The sequence below is a fragment of the Streptomyces sp. NPDC008150 genome (assembly GCF_042956945.1).
GTDB lineage: Bacteria > Actinomycetota > Actinomycetes > Streptomycetales > Streptomycetaceae > Streptomyces.
Map to the genome: position 1 here is coordinate 57,589 of NZ_JBIBHJ010000009.1, position 26,413 is coordinate 84,001.

Annotated in this window: 21 protein-coding genes; 16 read left to right on the plus strand and 5 right to left on the minus strand. The window is 68.5% G+C overall.

Features of this window, described 5'->3' with window-relative positions:
- The first annotated feature begins 75 nt into the window (after window positions 1-75).
- The 9 genes from rpoB (at window position 76) to ACFZA0_RS22305 (ending at window position 15,748) form a co-directional block, all read left to right on the plus strand.
- Complete coding sequence (gene rpoB, locus ACFZA0_RS22265; protein WP_391019665.1) at window positions 76-3,561, plus strand: DNA-directed RNA polymerase subunit beta; 3,486 nt, start codon at window positions 76-78, stop codon at window positions 3,559-3,561.
- Window positions 3,562-3,655: 94 nt separating this feature from the next.
- Window positions 3,656-7,555, plus strand: coding sequence for a DNA-directed RNA polymerase subunit beta' (locus tag ACFZA0_RS22270; protein ID WP_391019667.1), 3,900 nt, complete (start codon window positions 3,656-3,658; stop codon window positions 7,553-7,555).
- Between the two features lie 239 nt (window positions 7,556-7,794).
- A complete protein-coding gene (locus ACFZA0_RS22275) occupies window positions 7,795-8,352 on the plus strand; it encodes a DUF4190 domain-containing protein (RefSeq protein WP_391019669.1) in 558 nt (185 codons plus the stop codon).
- A 337-nt stretch (window positions 8,353-8,689) separates the two neighbouring features.
- A complete protein-coding gene (gene rpsL / locus ACFZA0_RS22280; protein ID WP_003948652.1) occupies window positions 8,690-9,061 on the plus strand; it encodes a 30S ribosomal protein S12 in 372 nt (123 codons plus the stop codon).
- Between the two features lie 2 nt (window positions 9,062-9,063).
- Complete coding sequence (rpsG, locus tag ACFZA0_RS22285) at window positions 9,064-9,534, plus strand: 30S ribosomal protein S7 (RefSeq protein ID WP_003992340.1); 471 nt, start codon at window positions 9,064-9,066, stop codon at window positions 9,532-9,534.
- A gap of 39 nt (window positions 9,535-9,573) precedes the next feature.
- Complete coding sequence (gene fusA, locus ACFZA0_RS22290; protein WP_391019672.1) at window positions 9,574-11,700, plus strand: elongation factor G; 2,127 nt, start codon at window positions 9,574-9,576, stop codon at window positions 11,698-11,700.
- A 145-nt stretch (window positions 11,701-11,845) separates the two neighbouring features.
- Window positions 11,846-13,039 carry an elongation factor Tu gene (gene tuf / locus ACFZA0_RS22295; RefSeq protein ID WP_391019675.1) on the plus strand — a complete coding sequence of 398 codons (1,194 nt, stop codon included), beginning with the start codon at window positions 11,846-11,848 and terminating at the stop codon, window positions 13,037-13,039.
- 427 nt (window positions 13,040-13,466) lie between these two features.
- On the plus strand, window positions 13,467-14,738 hold the full coding sequence (locus tag ACFZA0_RS22300; RefSeq protein WP_391019678.1) for a hypothetical protein: 1,272 nt from the start codon (window positions 13,467-13,469) through the stop codon (window positions 14,736-14,738).
- An 11-nt stretch (window positions 14,739-14,749) separates the two neighbouring features.
- Complete coding sequence (locus ACFZA0_RS22305) at window positions 14,750-15,748, plus strand: hypothetical protein (protein WP_391019681.1); 999 nt, start codon at window positions 14,750-14,752, stop codon at window positions 15,746-15,748.
- A gap of 7 nt (window positions 15,749-15,755) precedes the next feature.
- Here ACFZA0_RS22305 and ACFZA0_RS22310 read toward each other — a convergent pair whose 3' ends face one another.
- From ACFZA0_RS22310 to ACFZA0_RS22330, 5 genes are all read right to left on the minus strand, one after another.
- Window positions 15,756-16,964 (minus strand): amidohydrolase, encoded by a 1,209-nt coding sequence (locus ACFZA0_RS22310; RefSeq protein WP_391019683.1) that lies wholly within the window; start codon window positions 16,962-16,964, stop codon window positions 15,756-15,758.
- A 75-nt stretch (window positions 16,965-17,039) separates the two neighbouring features.
- On the minus strand, window positions 17,040-17,966 hold the full coding sequence (locus tag ACFZA0_RS22315; RefSeq protein ID WP_391019685.1) for a hypothetical protein: 927 nt from the start codon (window positions 17,964-17,966) through the stop codon (window positions 17,040-17,042).
- The gene (locus tag ACFZA0_RS22320; RefSeq protein ID WP_391020265.1) at window positions 17,963-18,535 is read right to left on the minus strand and encodes a DUF6932 family protein; all 573 of its coding nucleotides are present in this window, start codon (window positions 18,533-18,535) and stop codon (window positions 17,963-17,965) included. Before ACFZA0_RS22320 ends, ACFZA0_RS22315 begins: the two co-directional genes overlap by 4 nt.
- Before the next feature lie 215 nt (window positions 18,536-18,750).
- Entirely contained in the window at window positions 18,751-19,455 is a 705-nt protein-coding gene (locus ACFZA0_RS22325) for a maleylpyruvate isomerase family mycothiol-dependent enzyme (RefSeq protein WP_391019688.1), read from the minus strand.
- Between the two features lie 999 nt (window positions 19,456-20,454).
- On the minus strand, window positions 20,455-21,981 hold the full coding sequence (locus tag ACFZA0_RS22330) for a DHA2 family efflux MFS transporter permease subunit (RefSeq protein ID WP_391019690.1): 1,527 nt from the start codon (window positions 21,979-21,981) through the stop codon (window positions 20,455-20,457).
- A gap of 132 nt (window positions 21,982-22,113) precedes the next feature.
- Between ACFZA0_RS22330 and ACFZA0_RS22335 the strand changes: the two genes are divergently transcribed.
- The 7 genes from ACFZA0_RS22335 to rpsS all read left to right on the plus strand — a co-directional run bounded on the left by ACFZA0_RS22335 (window position 22,114) and on the right by rpsS (window position 26,379).
- Window positions 22,114-22,659 (plus strand): MarR family transcriptional regulator, encoded by a 546-nt coding sequence (locus ACFZA0_RS22335; protein ID WP_391019692.1) that lies wholly within the window; start codon window positions 22,114-22,116, stop codon window positions 22,657-22,659.
- Between the two features lie 481 nt (window positions 22,660-23,140).
- The gene (gene rpsJ / locus ACFZA0_RS22340; RefSeq protein ID WP_003948644.1) at window positions 23,141-23,449 is read left to right on the plus strand and encodes a 30S ribosomal protein S10; all 309 of its coding nucleotides are present in this window, start codon (window positions 23,141-23,143) and stop codon (window positions 23,447-23,449) included.
- A 16-nt stretch (window positions 23,450-23,465) separates the two neighbouring features.
- A complete protein-coding gene (gene rplC, locus ACFZA0_RS22345) occupies window positions 23,466-24,110 on the plus strand; it encodes a 50S ribosomal protein L3 (protein ID WP_391019694.1) in 645 nt (214 codons plus the stop codon).
- Window positions 24,111-24,118: 8 nt separating this feature from the next.
- Complete coding sequence (gene rplD / locus ACFZA0_RS22350) at window positions 24,119-24,778, plus strand: 50S ribosomal protein L4 (protein ID WP_391019697.1); 660 nt, start codon at window positions 24,119-24,121, stop codon at window positions 24,776-24,778.
- Complete coding sequence (rplW, locus tag ACFZA0_RS22355) at window positions 24,778-25,197, plus strand: 50S ribosomal protein L23 (RefSeq protein WP_391019700.1); 420 nt, start codon at window positions 24,778-24,780, stop codon at window positions 25,195-25,197. The genes rplD and rplW overlap by 1 nt, the downstream gene beginning before the upstream one ends.
- Before the next feature lie 51 nt (window positions 25,198-25,248).
- Complete coding sequence (gene rplB / locus ACFZA0_RS22360) at window positions 25,249-26,085, plus strand: 50S ribosomal protein L2 (protein WP_391019702.1); 837 nt, start codon at window positions 25,249-25,251, stop codon at window positions 26,083-26,085.
- A gap of 12 nt (window positions 26,086-26,097) precedes the next feature.
- Window positions 26,098-26,379, plus strand: coding sequence for a 30S ribosomal protein S19 (rpsS, locus tag ACFZA0_RS22365; protein WP_168529651.1), 282 nt, complete (start codon window positions 26,098-26,100; stop codon window positions 26,377-26,379).
- Window positions 26,380-26,413 lie beyond the last annotated feature (34 nt).

Here is a 26,413-nt window from a genome sequence, read left to right on the forward strand (position 1 = left end):
GAGCAGTGGGCCGTCATGCCTCAGCAGGGGACCGGTACGCGCGTAGTGAGTCCGAGCCCTCGGAAGGACCCCCTCTTGGCCGCCTCGCGCACTGCCTCGACCGCGAATACGAACAACGGCGCCAGCACCGCCCCGCTGCGCATCTCCTTTGCAAAGATCAAGGAGCCCCTCGAGGTTCCGAACCTTCTTGCGCTGCAAACCGAGAGCTTCGACTGGCTGCTCGGAAACGACGCGTGGAAGGCTCGTGTCGAGGCGGCTCTGGACAACGGACAGGACGTCCCCACCAAGTCCGGTCTGGAGGAGATCTTCGAGGAGATCTCCCCGATCGAGGACTTCTCCGGGTCGATGTCGCTGACCTTCCGCGACCACCGTTTCGAGCCGCCGAAGAACTCCATCGACGAGTGCAAGGAGCGCGACTTCACGTTCGCGGCCCCGCTCTTCGTCACCGCCGAGTTCACGAACAACGAGACCGGTGAGATCAAGTCCCAGACGGTCTTCATGGGCGACTTCCCGCTCATGACGAACAAGGGCACCTTCGTCATCAACGGCACCGAGCGTGTCGTGGTGTCGCAGCTCGTCCGTTCGCCCGGCGTCTACTTCGACTCCTCCATCGACAAGACGTCCGACAAGGACATCTTCTCCGCCAAGATCATCCCGTCCCGGGGTGCCTGGCTGGAGATGGAGATCGACAAGCGCGACATGGTCGGTGTGCGCATCGACCGCAAGCGCAAGCAGTCCGTCACCGTTCTCCTGAAGGCCCTCGGCTGGAGCACCGAGCGCATCCTCGAGGAGTTCGGCGAGTACGAGTCCATGCGCGCCACCCTGGAGAAGGACCACACCCAGGGCCAGGACGACGCGCTGCTCGACATCTACCGCAAGCTGCGTCCGGGCGAGCCGCCCACCCGTGAGGCCGCGCAGACGCTGCTCGACAACCTCTACTTCAACCCGAAGCGCTACGACCTCGCCAAGGTCGGCCGCTACAAGGTGAACAAGAAGCTGGGCACGGACACCGGTCTCGAAGCCGGCGTCCTGACGGTCGACGACATCATCGCGTCGATCAAGTACCTGGTGAAGCTGCACGCCGGTGAGACCGAGACGGTCGGCGACAACGGCTCGACGTACGTCGTCGAGACCGACGACATCGACCACTTCGGCAACCGCCGTCTGCGCAGCGTCGGCGAGCTCATCCAGAACCAGGTCCGCACGGGTCTGGCTCGTATGGAGCGCGTCGTCCGCGAGCGCATGACGACCCAGGACGTCGAGGCGATCACGCCGCAGACCCTGATCAACATCCGGCCGGTCGTCGCCTCCATCAAGGAGTTCTTCGGCACCAGCCAGCTGTCGCAGTTCATGGACCAGAACAACCCGCTGTCGGGTCTCACCCACAAGCGCCGTCTGTCGGCTCTTGGCCCGGGTGGTCTCTCCCGTGAGCGGGCCGGCTTCGAGGTCCGTGACGTGCACCCCTCGCACTACGGCCGCATGTGCCCGATCGAGACGCCCGAAGGCCCGAACATCGGTCTGATCGGCTCGCTCGCCTCCTACGGCCGCGTCAACGCGTTCGGCTTCGTCGAGACGCCGTACCGCAAGGTCGTCGACGGTGTCGTCACCGACGACGTCGACTACCTGACGGCGGACGAGGAGGACCGGTTCGTCATCGCGCAGGCCAACGCCACGCTGAACGACGACTTCCGCTTCGTCGAGGCCCGTGTCCTGGTCCGCCGTCGTGGCGGAGAGGTCGACTACGTCCCCGGTGACGACGTCGACTACATGGACGTCTCGCCGCGCCAGATGGTGTCGGTCGCGACCGCGATGATCCCGTTCCTGGAGCACGACGACGCCAACCGTGCCCTCATGGGCGCGAACATGATGCGTCAGGCCGTGCCCCTCATCAAGAGCGAGTCCCCGCTCGTCGGCACCGGCATGGAGTACCGCTCCGCCGTCGACGCCGGCGACGTGGTCAAGGCCGAGAAGGACGGTGTGGTCCAGGAGGTCTCCGCGGACTACATCACCACCGCCAACGACGACGGCACGTACATCACGTACCGCCTGGCCAAGTTCTCCCGGTCCAACCAGGGCACCTCGGTCAACCAGAAGGTCATCGTCAACGAGGGCGACCGGATCATCGAGGGCCAGGTCCTGGCCGACGGTCCGGCCACCCAGAACGGCGAGATGGCGCTGGGCAAGAACCTGCTCGTGGCGTTCATGCCGTGGGAGGGTCACAACTACGAGGACGCGATCATCCTGTCGCAGCGCCTCGTGCAGGACGACGTCCTCTCCTCGATCCACATCGAGGAGCACGAGGTCGACGCCCGTGACACCAAGCTCGGCCCCGAGGAGATCACCCGGGACATCCCGAACGTCTCCGAGGAGGTCCTCGCCGACCTCGACGAGCGCGGCATCATCCGCATCGGCGCCGAGGTCACCGCGGGCGACATCCTGGTCGGCAAGGTCACGCCCAAGGGCGAGACCGAGCTGACCCCGGAGGAGCGCCTGCTGCGCGCGATCTTCGGCGAGAAGGCCCGTGAGGTCCGCGACACCTCGCTGAAGGTGCCGCACGGCGAGACCGGCAAGATCATCGGTGTCCGCGTGTTCGACCGCGAGGAGGGCGACGAGCTCCCCCCCGGTGTGAACCAGCTGGTGCGCGTGTACGTGGCGCAGAAGCGCAAGATCACCGACGGTGACAAGCTCGCCGGCCGTCACGGCAACAAGGGCGTCATCTCGAAGATCAACCCGATCGAGGACATGCCGTTCCTGGAGGACGGCACCCCGGTCGACATCATCCTCAACCCGCTGGGTGTCCCGTCCCGAATGAACCCGGGTCAGGTCCTGGAGATCCACCTCGGCTGGCTCGCCAGCCGCGGCTGGGACGTCTCCGGCCTCGCGGAGGAGTGGGCGCAGCGGCTCCAGGTGATCGGCGCCGACCAGGTCGACCCCGGCACCAACGTCGCGACCCCGGTCTTCGACGGTGCCCGCGAGGACGAGCTCGCCGGCCTGCTCCAGCACACCATCCCGAACCGCGACGGCGAGCGCATGGTGCTTCCGTCCGGCAAGGCGCGGCTGTTCGACGGCCGTTCCGGTGAGCCCTTCCCGGAGCCGATCTCGGTCGGCTACATGTACATCCTGAAGCTGCACCACCTGGTCGACGACAAGCTCCACGCTCGTTCGACCGGTCCGTACTCGATGATCACCCAGCAGCCGCTGGGTGGTAAGGCCCAGTTCGGCGGCCAGCGATTCGGTGAGATGGAGGTGTGGGCGCTGGAGGCTTACGGCGCCGCGTACGCACTCCAGGAGCTGTTGACCATCAAGTCCGACGACGTCACCGGCCGCGTCAAGGTGTACGAGGCCATCGTCAAGGGCGAGAACATCCCCGAGCCCGGCATCCCCGAGTCCTTCAAGGTGCTCATCAAGGAGATGCAGTCCCTGTGCCTCAACGTGGAGGTGCTGTCCTCGGACGGCATGTCCATCGAGATGCGCGACACCGACGAGGACGTCTTCCGCGCTGCGGAAGAGCTCGGCATCGACCTGTCCCGGCGCGAGCCGAGCAGCGTCGAAGAGGTCTGACGGAGTCCGGCGGGCCTTCCTCGCGAAGGCCCGCCGACCCCGGGACCCCGTTTCAGACCCCAAGACTTACAACCCTGAGAGGGATTGACGCATAGTGCTCGACGTCAACTTCTTCGACGAGCTCCGGATCGGTCTGGCTACCGCTGACGACATCCGTCAGTGGAGCCACGGCGAGGTCAAGAAGCCCGAGACCATCAACTACCGCACGCTCAAGCCCGAGAAGGACGGACTCTTCTGCGAGAAGATCTTCGGCCCCACCCGGGACTGGGAGTGCTACTGCGGCAAGTACAAGCGCGTCCGCTTCAAGGGCATCATCTGCGAGCGCTGTGGCGTCGAGGTCACGCGTGCCAAGGTGCGCCGTGAGCGGATGGGCCACATCGAGCTCGCCGCCCCCGTCACGCACATCTGGTACTTCAAGGGTGTCCCGTCCCGCCTGGGCTACCTGCTCGACCTCGCCCCGAAGGACCTCGAGAAGGTCATCTACTTCGCGGCGTACATGATCACGTTCGTCGACGAGGAGCGCCGCACTCGCGACCTGCCCTCGCTGGAGGCGCACGTCTCCGTCGAGCGTCAGCAGGTCGAGAACCGCCGTGACTCCGACCTCGAGGCCCGTGCCAAGAAGCTGGAGACGGACCTCGCCGAGCTGGAGGCCGAGGGCGCCAAGGCCGACGTGCGCCGCAAGGTGCGCGAGGGTGCCGAGCGTGAGATGAAGCAGCTGCGCGACCGTGCGCAGCGCGAGATCGACCGTCTCGACGAGGTGTGGAACCGCTTCAAGAACCTCAAGGTCCAGGACCTGGAGGGCGACGAGCTGCTCTACCGCGAGCTGCGTGACCGCTTCGGCACGTACTTCGACGGATCGATGGGTGCCGCGGCGCTGCAGAAGCGCCTGGAGTCCTTCGACCTCGACGAGGAGGCCGAGAAGCTCCGCGAGATCATCCGCACCGGCAAGGGCCAGAAGAAGACCCGCGCGCTCAAGCGCCTCAAGGTCGTCTCCGCGTTCCTGCAGACCAGCAACAGCCCCAAGGGCATGGTGCTCGACTGCGTGCCGGTCATCCCGCCGGACCTCCGCCCGATGGTGCAGCTGGACGGTGGCCGCTTCGCGACCTCCGACCTGAACGACCTGTACCGCCGTGTGATCAACCGCAACAACCGCCTGAAGCGCCTTCTCGACCTCGGTGCGCCCGAGATCATCGTGAACAACGAGAAGCGCATGCTCCAGGAGGCCGTCGACGCGCTCTTCGACAACGGCCGCCGCGGCCGCCCCGTCACGGGCCCCGGCAACCGTCCGCTGAAGTCGCTGTCCGACATGCTCAAGGGCAAGCAGGGCCGCTTCCGTCAGAACCTGCTCGGCAAGCGCGTGGACTACTCCGCGCGTTCCGTGATCGTCGTCGGTCCGCAGCTCAAGCTGCACCAGTGCGGTCTGCCGAAGGCGATGGCGCTGGAGCTCTTCAAGCCGTTCGTGATGAAGCGCCTGGTCGACCTGAACCACGCGCAGAACATCAAGAGCGCCAAGCGGATGGTCGAGCGCGGCCGCACGGTCGTGTACGACGTCCTCGAAGAGGTCATCGCGGAGCACCCGGTTCTGCTGAACCGCGCGCCCACCCTGCACCGCCTCGGCATCCAGGCCTTCGAGCCGCAGCTGGTCGAGGGCAAGGCCATCCAGATCCACCCGCTCGTCTGCACCGCGTTCAACGCGGACTTCGACGGTGACCAGATGGCCGTGCACCTTCCGCTGTCCGCGGAGGCGCAGGCCGAGGCCCGCATCCTGATGCTGTCCTCGAACAACATCCTCAAGCCGGCCGACGGCCGTCCGGTCACGATGCCGACCCAGGACATGGTCCTCGGTCTGTTCTTCCTGACCACCGACGGTGAACTCCGTGACGTCAAGGGCGAGGGCCGCGCGTTCGGCTCCACGGCCGAGGCGACCATGGCGTTCGACGCCGGCGAGCTCGCGCTGCAGTCCGCGGTCGACATCCGCTTCCCGGTGGGCACCATCCCGCCGCGCGGCTGGGAGCCGCCGGCCCGCGAGGAGGGCGAGCCCGAGTGGCAGCAGGGGGACACGTTCCGCCTGCGCACCACGCTGGGCCGCGCGCTCTTCAACGAGCTGCTGCCCGAGGACTACCCGTTCGTCGACTACTCGGTGGGCAAGAAGCAGCTCGGCGAGATCGTCAACGACCTGGCCGAGCGCTACCCCAAGGTCATCGTGGCGGCGACGCTCGACAACCTGAAGGCGGCCGGCTTCCACTGGGGCACCCGCTCCGGCGTCACCGTGGCCATCTCCGACATCGTCGTTCCCGAGGCGAAGAAGGAGATCGTCAAGGGCTACGAGGCGCAGGACGAGAAGGTCCAGAAGCAGTACGAGCGCGGCCTGATCACCAAGGAAGAGCGCACTCAGGAACTCATCGCGATCTGGACCAAGGCGACCAACGAGGTTGCCGAGGCCATGAACGAGAACTTCCCGAAGACGAACCCCATCTTCATGATGGTTGACTCGGGCGCCCGAGGAAACATGATGCAGATGCGTCAGATCGCCGGTATGCGCGGTCTGGTGTCGAACGCCAAGAACGAGACGATTCCGCGTCCCATCAAGGCGTCCTTCCGCGAGGGTCTGTCCGTGCTGGAGTACTTCATCTCCACCCACGGTGCCCGTAAGGGTCTGGCGGACACCGCCCTGCGTACGGCCGACTCGGGTTACCTCACCCGTCGTCTGGTCGACGTCTCGCAGGACGTCATCATCCGCGAGGAGGACTGCGGCACCGAGCGCGGCCTCAAGCTGGACATCGCCGAGCGTGGCGCCGACGGCGTCCTGCGCAAGGCGGACAACGCCGAGACCAGCGTGTACGCGCGCTGCCTGGCGGAGGACATCGTCGTCGACGGCAAGGTGCTCGCCCCGGCGGGCGTCGACCTCGGTGACGTCCTCATCGACCAGCTCGTCGCGGCCGGCATCCAGCAGGTCAAGACCCGCTCGGTCCTGACCTGCGAGTCCGCCGTCGGCACCTGCGCCATGTGCTACGGCCGTTCGCTGGCCACCGGCAAGCTGGTCGACATCGGTGAGGCGGTCGGCATCATCGCCGCCCAGTCCATCGGTGAGCCCGGCACCCAGCTGACGATGCGTACCTTCCACACCGGTGGTGTGGCCGGTGACGACATCACGCAGGGTCTGCCGCGTGTCGTCGAGCTCTTCGAGGCCCGTACCCCGAAGGGTGTCGCCCCGATCTCCGAGGCCTCCGGCCGCGTGCGGATCGAGGAGACCGAGAAGACGAAGAAGCTCGTCGTCACCCCGGACGACGGAAGCGAGGAGACGCCGTTCCCGATCTCCAAGCGCGCCCGTCTCCTGGTCAGCGAGGGCGAGCACGTCGAGGTGGGCCAGAAGCTCACCGTGGGTGCCACCAACCCGCACGACGTGCTGCGCATCCTGGGTCAGCGTGCCGTCCAGGTCCACCTGGTCGGCGAGGTCCAGAAGGTCTACAACTCGCAGGGTGTGTCGATCCACGACAAGCACATCGAGATCATCATCCGGCAGATGCTGCGCCGCGTGACGATCATCGAGTCGGGCGACGCGGAGCTGCTGCCCGGCGAGCTGGTCGAGCGTTCGAAGTTCGAGACCGAGAACCGTCGTGTGGTCCAGGAAGGCGGCCACCCGGCCTCCGGCCGTCCGCAGCTGATGGGTATCACCAAGGCCTCGCTGGCGACCGAGTCGTGGCTGTCGGCGGCGTCCTTCCAGGAGACGACCAGGGTTCTGACGGACGCGGCGATCAACGCCAAGTCCGACTCCCTGATCGGCCTCAAGGAGAACGTCATCATCGGTAAGCTCATCCCGGCCGGTACGGGTCTGTCCCGCTACCGCAACATCCGGGTCGAGCCGACCGAAGAGGCCAAGGCAGCGATGTACTCGGCCGTCGGTTACGACGACATCGACTACTCGCCGTTCGGCACGGGCTCCGGCCAGGCCGTCCCGCTGGAGGACTACGACTACGGTCCGTACAACCAGTAGCAGGCGGGCAGTACCTGTTTGACGCGAAGGGCGGCCACCTCCGGTGGCCGCCCTTCGGCGTTCCCGCGGGCGGCGGCCCCGATCCGGTGCCGTCGCCCCGGCTCCTCAGGGCCCCGCCGGAGCCCGGGAAAGACGCTGGGACGTCTCCGTACGGGTACGGGCCTCCGCGGGCGGGAACCAGGAAGGTGCCCGCCCGCGTTGGTTCGGGTGAAGGCGTTCTTCGCCGGGGGAGGTGGCCGATGTCCGGACCGGCGTGGCAGCCCGTGCCGTGGCAGGGAGGCGGACCGGGGCAGCCCGTCCCGTCGCCCATGCTCGCCGCGCACGCGGACCGGGAGCGTGCCGTCGACGTGCTGCGGGCCGGCTTCGCCGAGGGGCGGCTCCAGCAGGACGAGTACGAGAAGCGCGTGGAACAGGCTTACGGCAGCCGCACCCTGGGCGAGCTGGCCCGGCTGGTCGCCGATCTGCCGCAGGGCCCGCAGCCGTTCGGGACGCCGTTCGCGCAGCAGCCCTACCCGGGCCGCGCCGCGGGGGTCCCGGCGACCTTCCTGCCCGCTCCCGCCGCGACGAACAGCAAGGCGACCGGCGCTCTGGTGTGCGGTGTGCTGTGCGTGTTCACCGGCGGGATCACCGGTGTGCCGGCGGTCGTCCTCGGGCACATGGCGCGGGGCGAGATCAGAAGGACCGGGGAACAGGGCGACGGCTTCGCGCTGGCCGGGCTGATCATGGGCTGGCTGTCCGTCGCCGGGTGGGCGCTCTTCGTGCTGCTGATGGTCGCCGCGTTCTCGGGCGGTCAGTAGGGTCGGCGCCTCCGCCGTCGGGGAACCGAGGGCCCCGGGAGCGGGCGGTCGTGAGGGGCGTACGGCGCTTGCGGGAGCGGGCCGGCGGGCGTGCCGTCCTGTCCGTGGCCATTTGTTTTGACCGCAGCCTATGAGGTAGGTACCCTCGGACCTTGTGCCTGGGGTGTGCCCTGGCTCCCGTGCGTGCCTTCAACCGCAGGGGGTCGTCACTGGCCACCGTGATCCTCGTCGTCCTTTCCACCTCGCGGTGGGAGTCTGCGGGATTCGACACACCCGACCGCGTGGGTCGGCGACTGTTCCAGGTTAGCTTTACTCGGCACACAGAATCGGAGAAGTAGTGCCTACGATCCAGCAGCTGGTCCGGAAGGGCCGGCAGGACAAGGTCGAGAAGAACAAGACGCCCGCACTGGAGGGTTCCCCCCAGCGCCGTGGCGTCTGCACGCGTGTGTTCACGACCACCCCGAAGAAGCCGAACTCGGCCCTGCGTAAGGTCGCGCGTGTGCGTCTGACCAGCGGGATCGAAGTCACCGCTTACATCCCGGGTGAGGGACACAACCTGCAGGAGCACTCCATTGTGCTCGTGCGCGGCGGCCGTGTGAAGGACCTGCCGGGTGTTCGCTACAAGATCATCCGCGGTTCGCTCGACACCCAGGGTGTCAAGAACCGCAAGCAGGCCCGCAGCCGCTACGGCGCCAAGAAGGAGAAGTAAGAATGCCTCGTAAGGGCCCCGCCCCGAAGCGCCCGGTCATCATCGACCCGGTCTACGGCTCTCCTCTGGTGACCTCCCTCATCAACAAGGTGCTGCTGAACGGCAAGCGCTCCACCGCCGAGCGCATCGTCTACGGCGCCATGGAGGGTCTGCGTGAGAAGACGGGCAACGACCCGATCATCACGCTGAAGCGCGCGCTGGAGAACATCAAGCCGACCCTCGAGGTCAAGTCCCGCCGTGTCGGTGGTGCGACCTACCAGGTGCCGATCGAGGTCAAGCCCGGTCGCGCCAACACCCTCGCGCTGCGCTGGCTCGTCGGTTACTCGCGCGCCCGCCGCGAGAAGACCATGACCGAGCGTCTGCTCAACGAGCTTCTCGACGCTTCGAACGGCCTCGGTGCGGCCGTCAAGAAGCGTGAGGACACCCACAAGATGGCCGAGTCCAACAAGGCCTTCGCGCACTACCGCTGGTAGTCGCTACCCACATCGAGACCGAGAGAAGACTGAAGCCTTATGGCTACCACTTCACTTGACCTGGCCAAGGTCCGCAACATCGGGATCATGGCCCACATCGACGCGGGCAAGACGACCACCACCGAGCGGATCCTCTTCTACACCGGCGTCAGCTACAAGATCGGTGAGGTCCACGACGGCGCTGCCACCATGGACTGGATGGAGCAGGAGCAGGAGCGTGGCATCACGATCACCTCTGCTGCCACCACCTGTCACTGGCCGCTCGAGGACAACGACTACACGATCAACATCATCGACACCCCGGGGCACGTCGACTTCACGGTCGAGGTGGAGCGCTCGCTGCGCGTCCTCGACGGTGCCGTCACGGTGTTCGACGGTGTGGCCGGTGTCGAGCCGCAGTCCGAGACGGTGTGGCGTCAGGCCGACCGTTACGGCGTGCCGCGCATCTGCTTCGTGAACAAGCTGGACCGCACCGGCGCCGAGTTCCACCGCTGCGTCGACATGATCAAGGACCGCCTCGGCGCCGTCCCGATCGTCATGCAGCTCCCCATCGGTGCCGAGATGGACTTCCAGGGCGTTGTGGACCTCGTCCGCATGAAGGCGCTCGTGTGGTCCGCCGAGGCGGCCAAGGGCGAGATGTACGACGTCGTCGACATCCCGGCCACGCACACCGAGGCTGCCGAGGAGTACCGCGGCAAGCTGGTGGAGACCGTCGCCGAGCACGACGACGAGATCATGGAGATGTTCCTGGAGGGCCAGGAGCCCACCGAGGAGCAGCTGTACGCCGCGATCCGTCGCGTCACCATCGCGTCCGGCAAGTCCAGCGACGTCACGGTCACCCCGGTGTTCTGCGGTACCGCGTTCAAGAACAAGGGCGTCCAGCCCCTGCTCGACGCGGTCGTGCGCTACCTTCCGACTCCGCTCGACGTCGAGGCCATCGAGGGCCACGACGTCAAGGACCCGGAGCTGGTCGTCAAGCGCAAGCCGTCGGACGACGAGCCGCTCTCCGCGCTCGCGTTCAAGATCATGAGCGACCCGCACCTGGGCAAGCTCACCTTCGTCCGGGTCTACTCGGGCCGCCTGGAGTCGGGTTCGGCAGTGCTGAACTCGGTCAAGGGCAAGAAGGAGCGCATCGGCAAGATCTACCGCATGCACGCGAACAAGCGTGAGGAGATCGAGTCGGTGGGCGCCGGCGACATCGTCGCCGTCATGGGCCTGAAGCAGACCACCACCGGTGAGACGCTGTCCGACGACAAGAACCCGGTCATCCTGGAGTCCATGGACTTCCCGGCGCCGGTCATTCAGGTCGCCATCGAGCCCAAGTCCAAGGGTGACCAGGAGAAGCTGGGTGTCGCCATCCAGCGTCTCGCGGAGGAGGACCCCTCCTTCCAGGTCCACTCGGACGAGGAGACCGGCCAGACGATCATCGGCGGTATGGGCGAGCTGCACCTCGAGGTGCTGGTCGACCGCATGCGCCGTGAGTTCCGCGTCGAGGCCAACGTCGGCAAGCCGCAGGTCGCGTACCGCGAGACGATCCGCAAGGCCGTCGAGCGCGTGGACTACACCCACAAGAAGCAGACCGGTGGTACCGGTCAGTTCGCCAAGGTGCAGATCGCGATCGAGCCCATCGAGGGCGGCGACGCCTCGTACGAGTTCGTGAACAAGGTGACCGGTGGTCGCATCCCGAAGGAGTACATCCCTTCGGTCGACGCCGGTGCGCAGGAGGCCATGCAGTTCGGCATCCTCGCCGGCTACGAGATGACTGGTGTTCGCATCACGCTTCTCGACGGTGCCTACCACGAGGTCGACTCCTCCGAACTCGCGTTCAAGATCGCCGGTTCGCAGGCCTTCAAGGAGGCCGCGCGCAAGGCGTCTCCCGTGCTCCTCGAACCGATGATGGCCGTCGAGGTCACCACGCCCGAGGACTACATGGGCGACGTCATCGGCGACATCAACTCCCGCCGTGGCCAGATCCAGGCCATGGAGGAGCGGATGGGTGCCCGCATCGTCAAGGGCCTCGTCCCCCTCTCGGAGATGTTCGGCTACGTCGGCGACCTCCGCAGCAAGACCTCGGGTCGCGCAAGCTACTCGATGCAGTTCGACTCCTACGCCGAGGTTCCCCGGAACGTCGCCGAGGAGATCATCGCGAAGGCCAAGGGCGAGTAACGCACCCCGTTTGCACGCTTTAGGCTTGACACCGACCGCCGGGGTTCGACCGGCAACGGGAAAGACCCCGGCGGACGGCATCCCAGCAAAGATCACCTGGCGCCGATGAGTAAGGCGTACCAGAACCACTCCACAGGAGGACCCAGTGGCGAAGGCGAAGTTCGAGCGGACTAAGCCGCACGTCAACATCGGCACCATCGGTCACATCGACCACGGTAAGACGACCCTCACGGCCGCCATTACCAAGGTGCTGCACGACGCGTACCCGGACCTGAACGAGGCCTCGGCCTTCGACCAGATCGACAAGGCTCCCGAGGAGCGCCAGCGCGGTATCACCATCTCGATCGCGCACGTCGAGTACCAGACGGAGACCCGTCACTACGCCCACGTCGACTGCCCCGGTCACGCGGACTACATCAAGAACATGATCACCGGTGCTGCCCAGATGGACGGCGCCATCCTCGTGGTCGCCGCCACCGACGGCCCGATGCCGCAGACCAAGGAGCACGTGCTCCTGGCCCGCCAGGTCGGCGTTCCGTACATCGTCGTCGCCCTGAACAAGGCCGACATGGTGGACGACGAGGAGATCCTGGAGCTCGTCGAGCTCGAGGTCCGCGAGCTGCTCTCCGAGTACGAGTTCCCGGGCGACGACCTTCCGGTCGTCAAGGTCTCGGCGCTCAAGGCCCTCGAGGGCGACAAGGAGTGGGGCCAGTCCGTCCTCGACCTGATGAAGGCCGTCGACGAGAACATCCCGCAGCCCGAGCGTGACGTCGACAAGCCGTTCCTCATGCCGATCGAGGACGTCTTCACGATCACCGGTCGCGGTACGGTCGTCACCGGCCGTATCGAGCGCGGTGTCCTGAAGGTCAACGAGACCGTCGACATCGTGGGCATCAAGCAGGAGAAGACCACCACCACGGTCACCGGCATCGAGATGTTCCGCAAGCTGCTCGACGAGGGCCAGGCCGGTGAGAACGTCGGTCTGCTCCTCCGTGGCATCAAGCGCGAGGACGTCGAGCGCGGCCAGGTCATCATCAAGCCCGGTTCGGTCACGCCGCACACCGAGTTCGAGGCCCAGGCCTACATCCTGTCCAAGGACGAGGGTGGCCGCCACACGCCGTTCTTCAACAACTACCGCCCGCAGTTCTACTTCCGCACCACGGACGTGACCGGCGTCGTGACCCTCCCCGAGGGCACCGAGATGGTCATGCCCGGCGACAACACTGAGATGACCGTTGAGCTCATCCAGCCCGTCGCGATGGAAGAGGGCCTGAAGTTCGCCATCCGTGAGGGTGGCCGGACCGTCGGCGCCGGCCAGGTCACCAAGATCAACAAGTAAGTTGATCCGTTGACCCGGTAGCTCCGCGAAGAGCGCCTGGAGGGGCCCGCACGACCTCGGTCGTGCGGGCCCTTTCGCATGCCCGGAGGGGATGGAGGCGTCCCGTGTCCGGGTGCGGCGTGCGCCCGTGTCCGCCGCCCTGCTCCCGGGTGGGGCGGGGCGACCCCGGGCGAGGTGCCTCCCATTTCCCCCATGGCCGGAAATTCCACGCGTCTGGCATATGCCTTTCCAGGACTCCCTTCCGGAAAGGGCCGGCGGCGCGGCGGTCCTTTCCGGAATTCCTCCCTACGGAAATGCCGAGCAGTCCTGGTGCGGTGCTCACCGTGCCCGGCCTGTAATGAGCGGTGCCCCTTCGCGCTGTACCGTAGTTCCACAGTGACGCGAAGTGTTCGGTGACCGGTTCGCGACGGTGAGGAAGGTGGTGGTGGTGGAGTCTCCTGTAGCGGCGTCCTATGACGATCTTCAGTCGTTGCCGACGCTGTTCAAGGCCGCCACGAGTGACCCCGCGCCCGCGCGCGGCAGTGTCTGGCAGGCCCAGCGTGCCCTGTTCCAGGCCATGGAGATCGGTCTCGTGAACCTGGAGGAACTGGCGGACGAGGCCACCGCCCGGCTGCGCGACGGCCGGCCGCGGGCCGCGGAGCGGTCCATCGGCTGGATGGTCGGTTTCGGTCAGCTGTGGGCCGAACTGGCGTGGCTCGTGAGGGAGGTGGCGCCACTCGACGACACCCCCGGCGGGCACGCCCTGGCCGTCGCCGACTCCCCCTCCTGGCGTCGGCTGGCCCACGCCGAGCGCGAACTGGCCCGTGAACTGAAGCCGCTCGCCGACGGACCCGGCGACTTCGCCTGGAAGCGGGACGTGCTGCGCTACGCGATGCTGCAACGGGTCGCACTGGAGCACGCGTGCGTCGGAGGGGCGCCGTACGGGTATCGGGAATTCGTACGGCCCGATGCCGTCGCCGCGGCCGTGCACGAAAAGCGGTTGCCCGGGGAGACGGTATTCCTGCAATTCCGGGCGGCCCACCAGATGCCGGAACTCCTGGTGCGTGTGGTGAACGACCACCTGGAACGCGCGGTGGACGAGATCAAAAGGGGGCACAGCGACGTTGCGGCCGATCTCCTCGCGCGTGCGGAACCTCTGCTGGAGGTCACCGCGCGTATGACCGATCTGCTGGTCGACCGGATGAACACCGCCGAATACCACGAGATCCGCGAGGCCCTCGGTCTCACCAGCGGCAGCCATTCCGTGGGCCTCCACTTCGACCTCATGCGGGACCTGTACCCGGCGCTGGCGCACGCCTCCGCCGGGCAGCCCGACGCCGTGCGGCGCGCGGCCCGGAGCATCGGCCTGCACATCGACCGCTGGCGGCTCGGCCACGTCAACCTGCCGCGGACCAACCTGGGCGGTGCCGGCGCCGGGACCAGGAGCCTGACGGGGTCGCCGGACGCGCTGCGGACCGTGGCGAAGATGCGCGAGGCGGGGCGGGCCCGGGACCCGTACGCGAACGACGGCAGGCCGTTCCGGGCCACCGAGTGGGAGTCCGACGTTCCGCCGCTCGCCGAGGTCGAACGGCGACTGCTCGGTGAGATCGCCCAGCAGACCCAGGAACGCTTTCAGGACGTGCAGGCGCGGACCGGCCGTTACGCTGATCCGTCAGAGTTCACACCACCGCCCAAGAGGTGTCCTGCTCGGCCGAGTTGAGGGGGAAGGCCGTGTCAGAGTCCGATTTCCGACGCTTTCTCAGGCGCCATTTCACCGCTGTCGACCTGCTGAAGATCATCCTTTCGCTGGCCTCGGGCTACGGCGTCGCCCTGCTGGTGGAGGACACGCGGGTCGCCGTGGGTGTGCTGGCGCTGTCGCTGCTCGCGGCATCGGGGGCGTTCGCCCTGGACCGGCTGCGGGTCGCGACCGAGGACGAGATCACCAGCGCGCTGCGTGCCACCAAGGAGCAGGTGCACGCCGACCTGAACGCGATCAACGACCAGGTGTCCGGCCATCTGGGGCGCATGCGGCGCCAGTTGGACCGGCACGTCGACCTGGTGCACGCCGGGGTGCGGTTCGTGCCCGACAGCCAGGGCGAGGAGGAGGGCGACGGCACCGGCTACAACGTCGCCACCGAGGCCGTGCGCAAGGCGAAGCACCGCATCTACGTCGTCGGTGACTACAGCCCACCCGAGGGGGAGGGCGCCACGCTGCTCGACCCGCCCGACAACCGTTCCGAGTACCTCGACGCCATAGAGGAATGCCTCATCACCCGGCTGTCGCAGAACGGCTGGGCCCGCACGACGCTCTCCTACCACCGGCTGATCCAGCGCCCGCCGGAGATCTACGCGGAGATCGCCCAACGGTCTGTCAACGGCGTCGAGTTGAGCCGCGAGGACATGGACGGTGACCTCCAGGCCTTCGGGCACCTCGACCGGGTGATGGAGATCGCGGGCCGCGCGGGGGCCAACCACCGCATCGACATCCAGATGAGGCTGATCCCCTTCCTGCCCAACTGCCCGTCCATCCTCCTCGTCGACGACGAGGAGCTCCAGTTCACCATCCCCACCCGCATCGACCAGCCGGGCGACCGTTTCGCGCTGCTGGGACTGCACGGCGTGATGGTGATGGAGGACCGGGCCTCGGGCAGCCAGTTGTGCGACCACTTCGACAGCCTGTTCAGCAGGCTCAAGACGAAGTCGCTGCCGATAGTGAAGGTGCTGTCGTGAGGAGCCTTCAAGGGGCCTGGCCGGTACGGGGGTTGGGCGTTTCGGCGGCCGCGAGGTAGCCCAGCGCCTGGGCCCGGGCGACCTCGCGCACGGCCTCGTCGGGCGGCAGGAAGACGGGGCTGTGCAGCGGGGCGGGCGCGAAGCCGGGGGCGTCGAGCAGGCCCACGAACACCATGAGCGCGGGCCACGAAGTCCCGTACCGGGCGAAGTCGTCGCCGCCGCAGGACCGCCAGGGCGCGGCGAGCGGAACGCCGGCCGCGCGGGCCGCGTCCCGCAACGCGCCTGTCAGCGCGGGGTCGTTGACGAGGGCGGGCTCGTCGCGGTGGGCCCGTACGGTTCCGGTGCAGCCGTGCGCCGCGGCGACCTGGGCGACGGTGGTGCGCACCGCCTCCCGCATCGGCAGGTGGTCGTCCTCGTGCAGGGTGCGCAGTGTGCCCAGCGCGCTCGCGCGGTCGGGGATGACGTTGTCGCCGGCACCGGCCGAGAGGGCGCAGACGCTGAGGGCCGCGGGATGCACGGGGTCCACCCGGCGCCCGGTCAGCGTGTGCAGGGCGACCACGATCTGCGCGAGCGCCAGCACGGGGTCGCGCGTGGTGTGGGGGTACGCCCCGTGTCCGGCGCTGCCCTCGACGGTGATCTCGAAGCCGTAGGTGGCGGCGTTGACGGCGCCGGGGTCCGCGCCCAGGTGGCCCCAGGGGATGCCCGGGTGCACGTGGACGCCGACGGCGGCCCGGACGTCGTCCTTCAACTCCGCGTCGCGCAGGACGACTTCGGCGCCGGAGGGGGTCCGTTCCTCGCTGGCCTGGAAGACGGCGAGCAGCGGCGCCGGGAGCCGGTGGCGCAGCCGGTGCGCGGCGCGGGCCAGCGCGACCAGGGCGGCGCAGTGCACGTCGTGGCCGCAGGCGTGCATACGGCCGCCGGTGGCGGCGTACGGGACACCGGTGCGCTCGGCGAGCTCCACGCCGTCGAGTTCGGCTCGGACGAGGACCCCGGGCCCCCGGGCGCCGACCCGTGCGACGAGGTTCGTCGTGCCGTCCAACGAGCGGGCGGCCACGGGCAGTTCATCGGCGAGCAGGGCCGACGTCCGTACTTCGGCACCGCCCGGCTCGGGCGTCGCGTGCAACGCCCGCCGCAACTCCACGGCACCGGGCAGCTCCTCCTCCAGCGCCGAGACCAACTCCCGCCACACGGCGCCCCCGTCCCGGACCACACCCACCCACCGCCCGACCGTCCGAGCATGACAAAGCGACGGGGGAGCGCCAAGGGGGCGGGCTCCCGCGTAGCGGCCTTCTCAGGGAAGGAGGGGAAGAGCGGTCTGCTCCGCTGCCGGTCCCAGGTAGGTGTACTCGGCGGATCGGGCGATGCCGACGGCGTCCAGTCGCTGTCTGAATCGGACCCGGAAGTGCACGTTGTCCCCGAGTCCTGGACGCATGCGCAACAGCTCCTCCGGATCATCGAACCGGACGTCGTAGGCGTAGGCGTTCTTCGCCGTTCCCGTTTTGACCTTCACCCAGCCGCTCTCACGGAGTTCGGTGATGCGACCGGAGATGGTGATCTCCTGGTCCCGGTCCTGGGTCTGACGCAACTGCTCGACGTACTGTCTGCCGCGCGCGGTAAGCCTGGCCCTCCGGGTACTGCCGTCGGCGCCGTACCACGTCACGCCCAGGTCGAGCCCGTACCTGCCGAGAGCACGGGACAGGACCTCGACGGACTCGAAGAGCCGTGACCACTCGCGGACGTCTCTCTCGGACTCCAGGGCACCCAGAAGCTCGGTGAGGGTGCTCATGCCGACAGCGGCCGCCGATACCTCCGGAACGGCGAGCATGTTCGATTCCGTTGCCTCGGGCGTGACCGGACGGGCATGAACGACAGTGCTGCCGGCAGAGATGCCGGTCAGTTCCAGCCGGACAGGAGTTCCGGCCGCCGCGGAGACCGCCGATTCCACAGGGTGGAGCAGCGCATCGCCCCACTGGAAGCGGAGGGCGCCGCCCTCGGTGTCAGGGCCGGTCAGCCGGAGCAGAAGTTCTTCGTCGTTGCGGGCGCCAGGGTCGTACTCCCGGGCCGCAGCGAGGCGGCTCGCCCGGTGGTCTGCCTCGACCTCCTCGTCCGCCCGGGTCTCCGTCCCCAGTTCGTCCAGCAGTCGCGCCGTTTCGTCCGCCGAGGGCCGAGCATCATCCTGGAGCGCCTGCCTGCGGTCACGCCAGCTTTCGCCGTTCACAGTCGCACCTCCAGATATCCACGCGCCGGGGCGGCACTCTGCTCGGACGGCGAGCGGTCCTTCTGGTCGGCCAGCCGACGGCGTTGCCACCAGTCGTCCCAGACTTCCCGTTGAGTGAAGTATGTCTGCTCTTCCGGGGTGAAGCGCTGCGGCTCGAAGATGTGGGCGACGGGCCGGTACCCGATACGGAGCGGGGAGACGCCGTATTTCTCCCTCATGCTGTCGCGGCTCTGAAATGCAGAGGTAAGCCACTTGGAGCCGGGCTTCCCGCGAACTGCCCGCTCGGCGCGGACGTCGATCAAGACCGTTGTATCGATGTTTCGAGGGTCGAGCTTCGTGCTGACGAAGCTCCCGCCGAGCCACAGCCGGTGGATGAGCGAAAGGCCGGCCAGAACTTCCGCGTAGATGTCCTCGAGATCCAGGAACACGTCGAGGTATCGGTGGAGTCCGTCCCAGAGGTCCGCCCTGGTGGAGGAGTCACCGAACTGCGGGGCGCTGACCAGAAGAGCTTCCGCCTCGTCGAACGTGACCGAGTACCGACTTGGGGCAGGAACCCGTCGGTCGTGAATGAGGGCTGCAAGTCGGCTGTCTTGTCGGCTCGGGAAGGCGTCTCAACGCATTCGACCGGAACTCGGGCCGCGCGGAGGGCAGTTGGATGTCCGGGCTGGTTCGAGCCGAGGCTAGGGCAGCGCTTCGATTCCGTTCGGGGGTGCGCGGGTCCATCACCCGGGAGAGTGAACCGTCTCTTCGACCGGCCCCCTGGACATCGCGCATGTCCCGGGGCTCAGGGTGTCACTCCCGCCCCCAGTGCCCGCCGTCCCTCCACCGCGTCGCCCTCCCAGGCGTACGCGGGGGCGGTGAACGCCGCGCGGCCCCACAGGGCGAGGAGGAGGTCGCGGGCCGGGGCGGTCACCGCGGCGGCGGACGGGCCCGTGCCGTACGTCCAGCTCGCTTCCGTGTCGCAGGCCGTCAGGCGGACCGACAGGTCGTCCGGCACCGCCAGGGCGCCCTGCCCGACCCTGCGCGGGACGAACATGGCGAAGACCTCCGCCACGCCGTCCGTGCTCAGCTCCGGGTCGAGGGGGCCGGGGCGGCCCAGCGCGTGTTCGGCGTCCCAGCGGTGCACCAGGGACTCCTGCGCGCGGCGGCGCTGCCAGAAGGCGACCGTGCCGGGCGGCGCGAAGGTCCACGCGGGACGGTCCGGCTCGACGTCGAGTGCCGTGAGCAGGGCGGCCGCCGCCTTGTCGTAACGGGCGAGCAGGTCGTCCCCGGGGTCCGGCGCGGGGGAGCGGCCGGGACTCTCCCCGCCGCCGGCCGCGGAGCGCGCCGCCCAGTTGTTGCCCCGCACCATGTGCTCGGCGAGATCGCGCAGGGTCCAGTCGCCGCAGTGCGTGACGGGGCGGTCCAGGTCGGCGTCGGGGCCGGTCAGGCAGGCGCGGAAGGCGGCGGTGTCCGCGCGGAGATGGGCCAAGTACGTGGAGGCGTCCATGCCGCGGACCGTACTAGGACGGGCACCCGGCGCACACTCCCTCCCCGACGCCGGGCCCGGCGCGCGGGGCCGGACGGGGAGGCCCTCCGGCGGTTGGGCTTGGGGGACCGCCAGGTGGAGGCTGCTCAGCGCCCCGGTCGCGAGCAGGGCGCTGCCGACGGGGCCAGGGGCGGCCGGCGCCATGCTGCACGGGGCGGGCGCTGATTGCCGCGTCCTGCGCGGGCGACCGTCGGGTCGCGCCCGCCGGAAGGGGGCGCAGGGCCGCGCCTTCGGTGGCTTGTGCGCTCGGCGTGTGCGGGCGGGCGGGCCCCCGGGGGTTGGCGTCCATGGCGGGTGTGGGCGCGGGCGCGGGTAGGGGTGGGGGTTCCGGTCCCGGGGCGCTGGTGCCGGGCATCGGCAGCGCGGCCGGGGGTGTCTGCGTCGCGTTGGTGGTGCCGGGCACTGGTCTGTGCCCTCGGCCTGTTCCGGGCGGATGGCTCTCGGTGGTTGGCATCCGTGGTGGCTGCGGGCGGGGTTCCTGTCCGGGGGCGGTGGTGCCGGGCACCTGCGCCTCCAGCGGCCCGTGCCCTCAGCCTGTGGGGCCGGTGGCCCCCGGTGGTTGGCATCCGTGCCGGGTGCGGGTGGGGTTCCGGTCCCGGGGCGGTGGTGGCGGGCGCCTCTGCCTTCAGCGGCCCGCGTCCTCGGCCTGTCCGGGCGGGTGGGCCCTGGGGGTTGGCATCCGTGGCGGGTGCGGTCGGGGGTTCCGGTCCCGGGGCGGTGGTGCTGGGCACCGGCGGCGCGGCCGGGGTGTCGGTGGTGGCGTGCACCCGTGCCTTCAGCGGGTCATGTCCCGGCCTCTGTGGGACCTGACGGTCGGGCCGGTACCTGGCAGCCGTGCGCCGCCCTGGGTGCCTGTTCGGGCGGTGGTGTCCGGTGCTCGGGAAGCCCCCCACGCGCGACGGCGCCCCGCCCCCGGTGAAGGGGGCGGGGCGCCGTACCGCTGTGCTCAGCAGCTGCGCGTCAGTGTGCGCCCGCGCCCGCCGGGGCGGCCGCGCCCCGGGCGGTCGGCTTCGTGGTGACCATGAAGCCCGCCGCGACCGCGGCGAGCAGCATCGCCGCGACACCGAACCAGATCGCGTGCGTGTAGCCGTGGACGACGGCCTCGCGCATCACCTGGGTCTTGTCCGACCCCGCCGCGAGGTGCGCGGCGGCGTACGTGGACGTCGCCGACGTCGCGATGGTGTTGAGCAGCGCCGTACCCAGCGAACCGCCCACCTGCTGCGAGGTGTTGACCATGGCCGAGGTCACGCCCGCGTCCTGGGGCCGCACGCCGTGCGTCGCCGTGGAGAACACCGGCATGAAGGTCAGGCCCATGCCGAAGCCGAGCAGCAGTTCGGCCGGCAGCACGTGGCTGACGTACGAGGAGTCGACGGCGAGCTGGGTCAGGATGCCCAGGCCCGCGGCGGCCAGGATCATGCCCGGCACCATCAGCAGGCGCGGGGCGACGTGCGGCAGCAGTCGCGCGGAGACCTGCGTCGAGCCGATGACGATGGCCACCGACATCGGCAGGAACGCCAGACCGGTGCGCACCGGCGTGTAGCCGAGGATGCCCTGGAGGTAGTAGGTCATGAACAGGAACAGACCGAACATGCCGATCGTGGCCAGGCCCATGGTGAGGAAGCAGCCGGCCCGGTTGCGGTCGCGCAGGATGCGCAGCGGCAGCAGCGGCGAGGACGACTTCGTCTGCCAGAACACGAACGCGGCGAGGAGCACCACGCCGCCCGCCAGCATCGAGACGACCAGGGAGTCGCTCCAGCCGCGCGGCTCGGCCTCGGAGAAGCCGTAGACGATGGCGACGAGACCGCCGCAGCCCAGGATGACGCCGGGGACGTCGAGGCGGACGTCCTTGTGGCCGGGGCGGTCGTGCAGCAGCACCAGCGCGCCGATCACCGCGACGATCGCGATCGGGATGTTGACGTACAGGCACCAGCGCCAGTTCAGGTACGAGGTGAGGATGCCGCCGAGCAGCAGGCCCACCGCGCCGCCGGCGCCGGCGAGCGCGCCGTAGATGCCGAACGCCTTGCCGCGCTCGCGCGGGTCGGTGAACGTCGTGGTCATCAGGGAGAGGGCGGACGGCGCCAGGATCGCGCCGAAGACGCCCTGGAGGGCGCGTGCGCCGAAGAGCATGCCGGGGCTCTGGGCGGCGCCGCCGATGGCGGAGGCCAGCGCGAAGCCGATCAGGCCGATGATGAAGGTGCGCTTGCGGCCGACGAGGTCGGCGACGCGGCCGCCGAGGAGCAGCAGGCCGCCGAAGGCGAGGGTGTAGGCGGTGATGACCCACTGGCGGTTGCCGTCGGACATGCCCAGCGCGGTTTGCGCGGACGGCAGCGCGATGTTCACGATGGTCGCGTCCAGGACCACCATCAGCTGGGCCAGCGCGATGACCACCAGGCCCCACCAGCGGCGGGGGTCCGGGGCTTCGGCCGCCGGGCCGGAGTTCGGGGCCGGCGCCGTCCGTATGACGTCGGCGGAAGAGGAGTCACTCATGTTCGCGGGGCGTCGCTTTCCTTGGTCGTGCCGTGGCTCCGGGTCGCGTCCTCGATGACGTGCTGCGCGGAACCGTCATGGCTTTAGATCGTCAGTATCGCTGATTGTCAGGAGCAAGGATACGCTATTCGTATGACGGGTGTGCCTCTCTCCGACGTCCTCTCCTCCAGGCTCGGATATCTGTTCAAGGACGCGCATTACCGCCTCGGCGACCGGCTGGTGGCGGCACTGGCGCCGTTCCGCCTGATCCCCCGTGAACTCGGTGTCATGGCGGTGATCGGCGAGGGCGGCCAGGAGCGCTCCCAGATGGAGCTCGCCGCCGAACTCGGCCTGGACCGCACCACGATGGTCATCGTGATCGACGCCCTGGAGGGCAAGGGCTACGTGGAACGGCGCCGCAGCGAGCGGGACCGGCGCCGCAATGTGGTCAGCCTCACCCCGGCGGGGGCGGAGTGCCTGCGGAACGCGGAGGCGGTCCGGGTCGGCGTCGAGGAGGAGTTCCTGGCCCCGCTCGACCCGCGGGCCGCGCGCACCCTGACGGCCGCGCTCGTCGAGCTGAACCGCGCGCACGCGGCGGAGGGCGGCGAACGTCCCGGCACCCTGGGTGTCGGCAGCCACGTCCGCCACGCGGCGCACCACGCCCGTCACCTCGGCGAGGGGTCCGCGGCGGGTTGCTGAACCCGGCCGCGGGGCTCCGGCACCCGCTTCGACGCCGCTCCGACACCCGTTCGGACTGCCCCGCGTTTGAGCTACGTCACTCTCGGGGTAATGTCTTCCGCCCGATTGGCCAGGGCCCTGCCCCATATGGCAGACTGGCCCAGTTGCTCGGTCGAGTGTTGATGCTGCGCGCCTCCCGCCGGGAGGACCGGAAGCGAGTCCCACAGTACTCGTCGTTCCAACTGCCTTACGGGGCAGCGCTGGGACGGACGTACGGGAATCTTCCGGGAAGTGTGAGCGCAATACCGGCCAGGCACCCGGTGGGCCTTCCGCCCCCGACCTGCGGTTCCGTGAGGGCCGCGTTTTCACGGCAGGGATGTTCGAACAAGGGACATCTGCGTTGGCGAGAGCGCGACACGCCCGACCGCGTGGGTCGGAGAGGGCGGGGCTGGGAACCACCGGGACGCCAGAGCGTTAGAAGAGACAGGACTACGAAGTAGCCATGGCGGGACAGAAGATCCGCATCCGGCTCAAGGCCTACGACCACGAAGTCATCGACTCCTCGGCGAAGAAGATCGTCGAGACGGTGACGCGTACTGGTGCGTCGGTCGCGGGCCCGGTGCCGCTGCCCACTGAGAAGAACGTGTACTGCGTCATCAAGTCGCCGCACAAGTACAAGGACTCGCGCGAGCACTTCGAGATGCGCACGCACAAGCGCCTCATCGACATCCTCGACCCGACTCCCAAGACCGTTGACTCTCTGATGCGACTCGACCTCCCGGCCGGTGTCGACATCGAGATCAAGCTCTGAGGCCGGTGATCTGAAGATGACGAAGCAGATCAAGGGCATCCTGGGCGAGAAGCTCGGCATGACGCAGGTCTGGGACGACAACAACCGTGTCGTCCCGGTGACCGTCGTCAAGGCCGGCCCGAACGTCGTGACCCAGGTCCGTACGAACGACACCGACGGCTACGAGTCGGTCCAGATCGCCTTCGGCGAGATCGACCCGCGCAAGGTGAACAAGCCCCTCAAGGGCCACTTCGCCAAGGCCGACGTCACCCCCCGCCGTCACCTCGTCGAGATCCGTACCGCTGACGCCAGCGAGTACACCCTCGGCCAGGAGATCACCGCCGAGACCTTCGAGGCCGGCATCAAGGTGGACGTGACCGGCAAGAGCAAGGGCAAGGGCTTCGCCGGTGTCATGAAGCGTCACAACTTCAAGGGCCTCGGCGCCGGTCACGGCACCCAGCGCAAGCACCGCTCGCCCGGTTCCATCGGTGGCTGTGCCACCCCGGGCCGTGTGTTCAAGGGTCTCCGCATGGCGGGCCGCATGGGCAACGAGCGTGTGACCACCCAGAACCTGACCGTCCACGCCGTTGACGCGGAGAAGGGTCTGCTGCTCATCAAGGGCGCGGTTCCCGGTCCGAACGGCGGCCTCGTCCTGGTCCGCACCGCGGCCAAGGGGGCCTGAGGTAACCGATGAGCACTGTTGACATCCTTTCGCCGGCGGGCGAGAAGGCCGGCACCGTCGAGCTCCCCGCGGAGATCTTCGACGTTGAGAAGGTCAGCGTTCCGCTGATCCACCAGGTCGTCGTCGCGCAGCTGGCCGCGGCCCGTCAGGGCACGCACAAGACCAAGACCCGTGGCGAAGTCCGTGGTGGTGGCAAGAAGCCTTACCGCCAGAAGGGCACCGGCCGCGCCCGTCAGGGCTCGACCCGCGCGCCGCAGTTCGCCGGTGGTGGCGTCGTGCACGGTCCCGTGCCGCGCGACTACTCGCAGCGGACCCCGAAGAAGATGAAGGCCGCGGCCCTGCGCCACGCCCTCACCGACCGGGCCCGCAACAACCGCATCCACGTCGTCTCCGGCGTGATCGAGGGCGCGAACGTGTCCACGAAGGCCGCCCGTGGCCTGTTCGGCAAGATCAGCGAGCGCAAGAACCTGCTCCTGGTCGCCGAGCGGACCGACGAGGCCGCGTGGCTGTCCGCCCGCAACCTGCCCCAGGTCCACATCCTGGAGCCGGGCCAGCTGAACACGTACGACGTGATTCGTTCCGAGGACGTGGTCTTCACCCAGGCCGCCCTCGAGTCCTTCGTCGCCGGCCCGCAGAAGGCCAACGACACCGAAGGGAGCGAGGCCTGATGGCCATCCGCCACCCCGCCATTGCCTCCAAGGCCGCCAAGAAGGCCAAGGAAGCGCGCGTCGCGAAGGCCAAGCGCCACGCGACCGAGGGCAAGAACACCGTCGTCACCCCGGTGAGCAAGTCGTACACGGACCCCCGTGACGTGCTGATCAAGCCGGTCGTGTCGGAGAAGAGCTACGCGCTCCTGGACGAGGGCAAGTACACCTTCGTCGTGGACACGCGTGCCAACAAGACCCAGATCAAGGAGGCCGTGCAGGCGGTCTTCTCGGTCAAGGTCACCGGGGTCAACACGATCAACCGTCAGGGCAAGCGCAAGCGGACCCGCACCGGCTTCGGCCAGCGCGCGGCGACCAAGCGCGCGATCGTGTCCCTCGCTGAGGGCGACCGTATCGACATCTTCGGCGGTCCGACCTCCTGACGGGGGTTGGAACTGTCCAGATAATCGGAACTTTCCGAGGACTGAGAGACAATGGGTATCCGCAAGTACAAGCCGACGACTCCTGGCCGTCGTGGCGCCAGCGTCGCCGACTTCGTCGAGGTCACGCGGTCCACGCCGGAGAAGTCGCTGGTCCGCCCGCTGCACAGCAAGGGCGGCCGTAACAACGCCGGTCGTGTGACCGTTCGCCACCAGGGTGGCGGACACAAGCGCGCCTACCGAGTGATCGACTTCCGTCGTCACGACAAGGACGGCGTGCCGGCGAAGGTCGCGCACATCGAGTACGACCCCAACCGCACCGCGCGCATCGCGCTGCTGCACTACGCGGACGGCGAGAAGCGCTACATCCTCGCCCCCCGCAACCTGTCGCAGGGCGACCGCGTCGAGAACGGTCCCGGGGCCGACATCAAGCCGGGCAACAACCTGGCGCTCCGCAACATCCCGGTCGGTACCACGATCCACGCGATCGAGCTCCGTCCCGGTGGCGGCGCCAAGTTCGCCCGCTCCGCAGGCGCTTCGGTGCAGCTGCTGGCGAAGGAGGGCTCGATGGCCCACCTTCGTATGCCGTCCGGTGAGATCCGTCTGGTCGACGTGCGCTGCCGCGCCACCGTCGGCGAGGTCGGCAACGCCGAGCAGTCGAACATCAACTGGGGCAAGGCCGGCCGCAAGCGGTGGCTGGGCGTTCGCCCGACCGTCCGCGGTGTCGTCATGAACCCGGTCGACCACCCGCACGGTGGTGGTGAGGGCCGTACGTCCGGTGGCCGTCACCCGGTGTCCCCGTGGGGCAAGAAGGAAGGTCGTACTCGTTCGCCCAAGAAGGCGTCGAACAAGTACATCGTCCGCCGCCGCAAGACGAACAAGAAGCGCTAGGAGCGGGTTTAGATGCCGCGCAGTCTCAAGAAGGGGCCCTTCGTCGACGACCACCTGATCAAGAAGGTGGACGTACAGAACGAGGCAGGCACCAAGAACGTCATCAAGACCTGGTCCCGTCGCTCGATGATCATCCCGGCCATGCTGGGTCACACCATCGCGGTGCACAATGGCAAGATCCACATCCCGGTGTTTGTCACCGAGTCGATGGTCGGCCACAAGCTCGGCGAGTTCTCGCCGACGCGCACCTTCCGGGGTCACGTCAAGGACGACCGGAAGTCGAAGCGCCGCTAATAGCGGGGTGGAATGACCATGACAGACACTGGAA

Coding starts and splice junctions, on each gene's coding strand:
- rplB (WP_391019702.1), top strand. CDS start 25,249: ATGGGTATCCGCAAGTACAAGCCGACGACTCCTGGCCGTCGTGGCGCC.
- ACFZA0_RS22325 (WP_391019688.1), bottom strand. CDS start 19,455: ATGGACGCCTCCACGTACTTGGCCCATCTCCGCGCGGACACCGCCGCC.
- rplC (WP_391019694.1), top strand. CDS start 23,466: ATGACGAAGCAGATCAAGGGCATCCTGGGCGAGAAGCTCGGCATGACG.
- ACFZA0_RS22335 (WP_391019692.1), top strand. CDS start 22,114: ATGACGGGTGTGCCTCTCTCCGACGTCCTCTCCTCCAGGCTCGGATAT.
- fusA (WP_391019672.1), top strand. CDS start 9,574: ATGGCTACCACTTCACTTGACCTGGCCAAGGTCCGCAACATCGGGATC.
- rplD (WP_391019697.1), top strand. CDS start 24,119: ATGAGCACTGTTGACATCCTTTCGCCGGCGGGCGAGAAGGCCGGCACC.
- ACFZA0_RS22275 (WP_391019669.1), top strand. CDS start 7,795: ATGTCCGGACCGGCGTGGCAGCCCGTGCCGTGGCAGGGAGGCGGACCG.
- rplW (WP_391019700.1), top strand. CDS start 24,778: ATGGCCATCCGCCACCCCGCCATTGCCTCCAAGGCCGCCAAGAAGGCC.
- ACFZA0_RS22330 (WP_391019690.1), bottom strand. CDS start 21,981: ATGAGTGACTCCTCTTCCGCCGACGTCATACGGACGGCGCCGGCCCCG.
- rpsJ (WP_003948644.1), top strand. CDS start 23,141: ATGGCGGGACAGAAGATCCGCATCCGGCTCAAGGCCTACGACCACGAA.
- rpsG (WP_003992340.1), top strand. CDS start 9,064: ATGCCTCGTAAGGGCCCCGCCCCGAAGCGCCCGGTCATCATCGACCCG.
- rpsS (WP_168529651.1), top strand. CDS start 26,098: ATGCCGCGCAGTCTCAAGAAGGGGCCCTTCGTCGACGACCACCTGATC.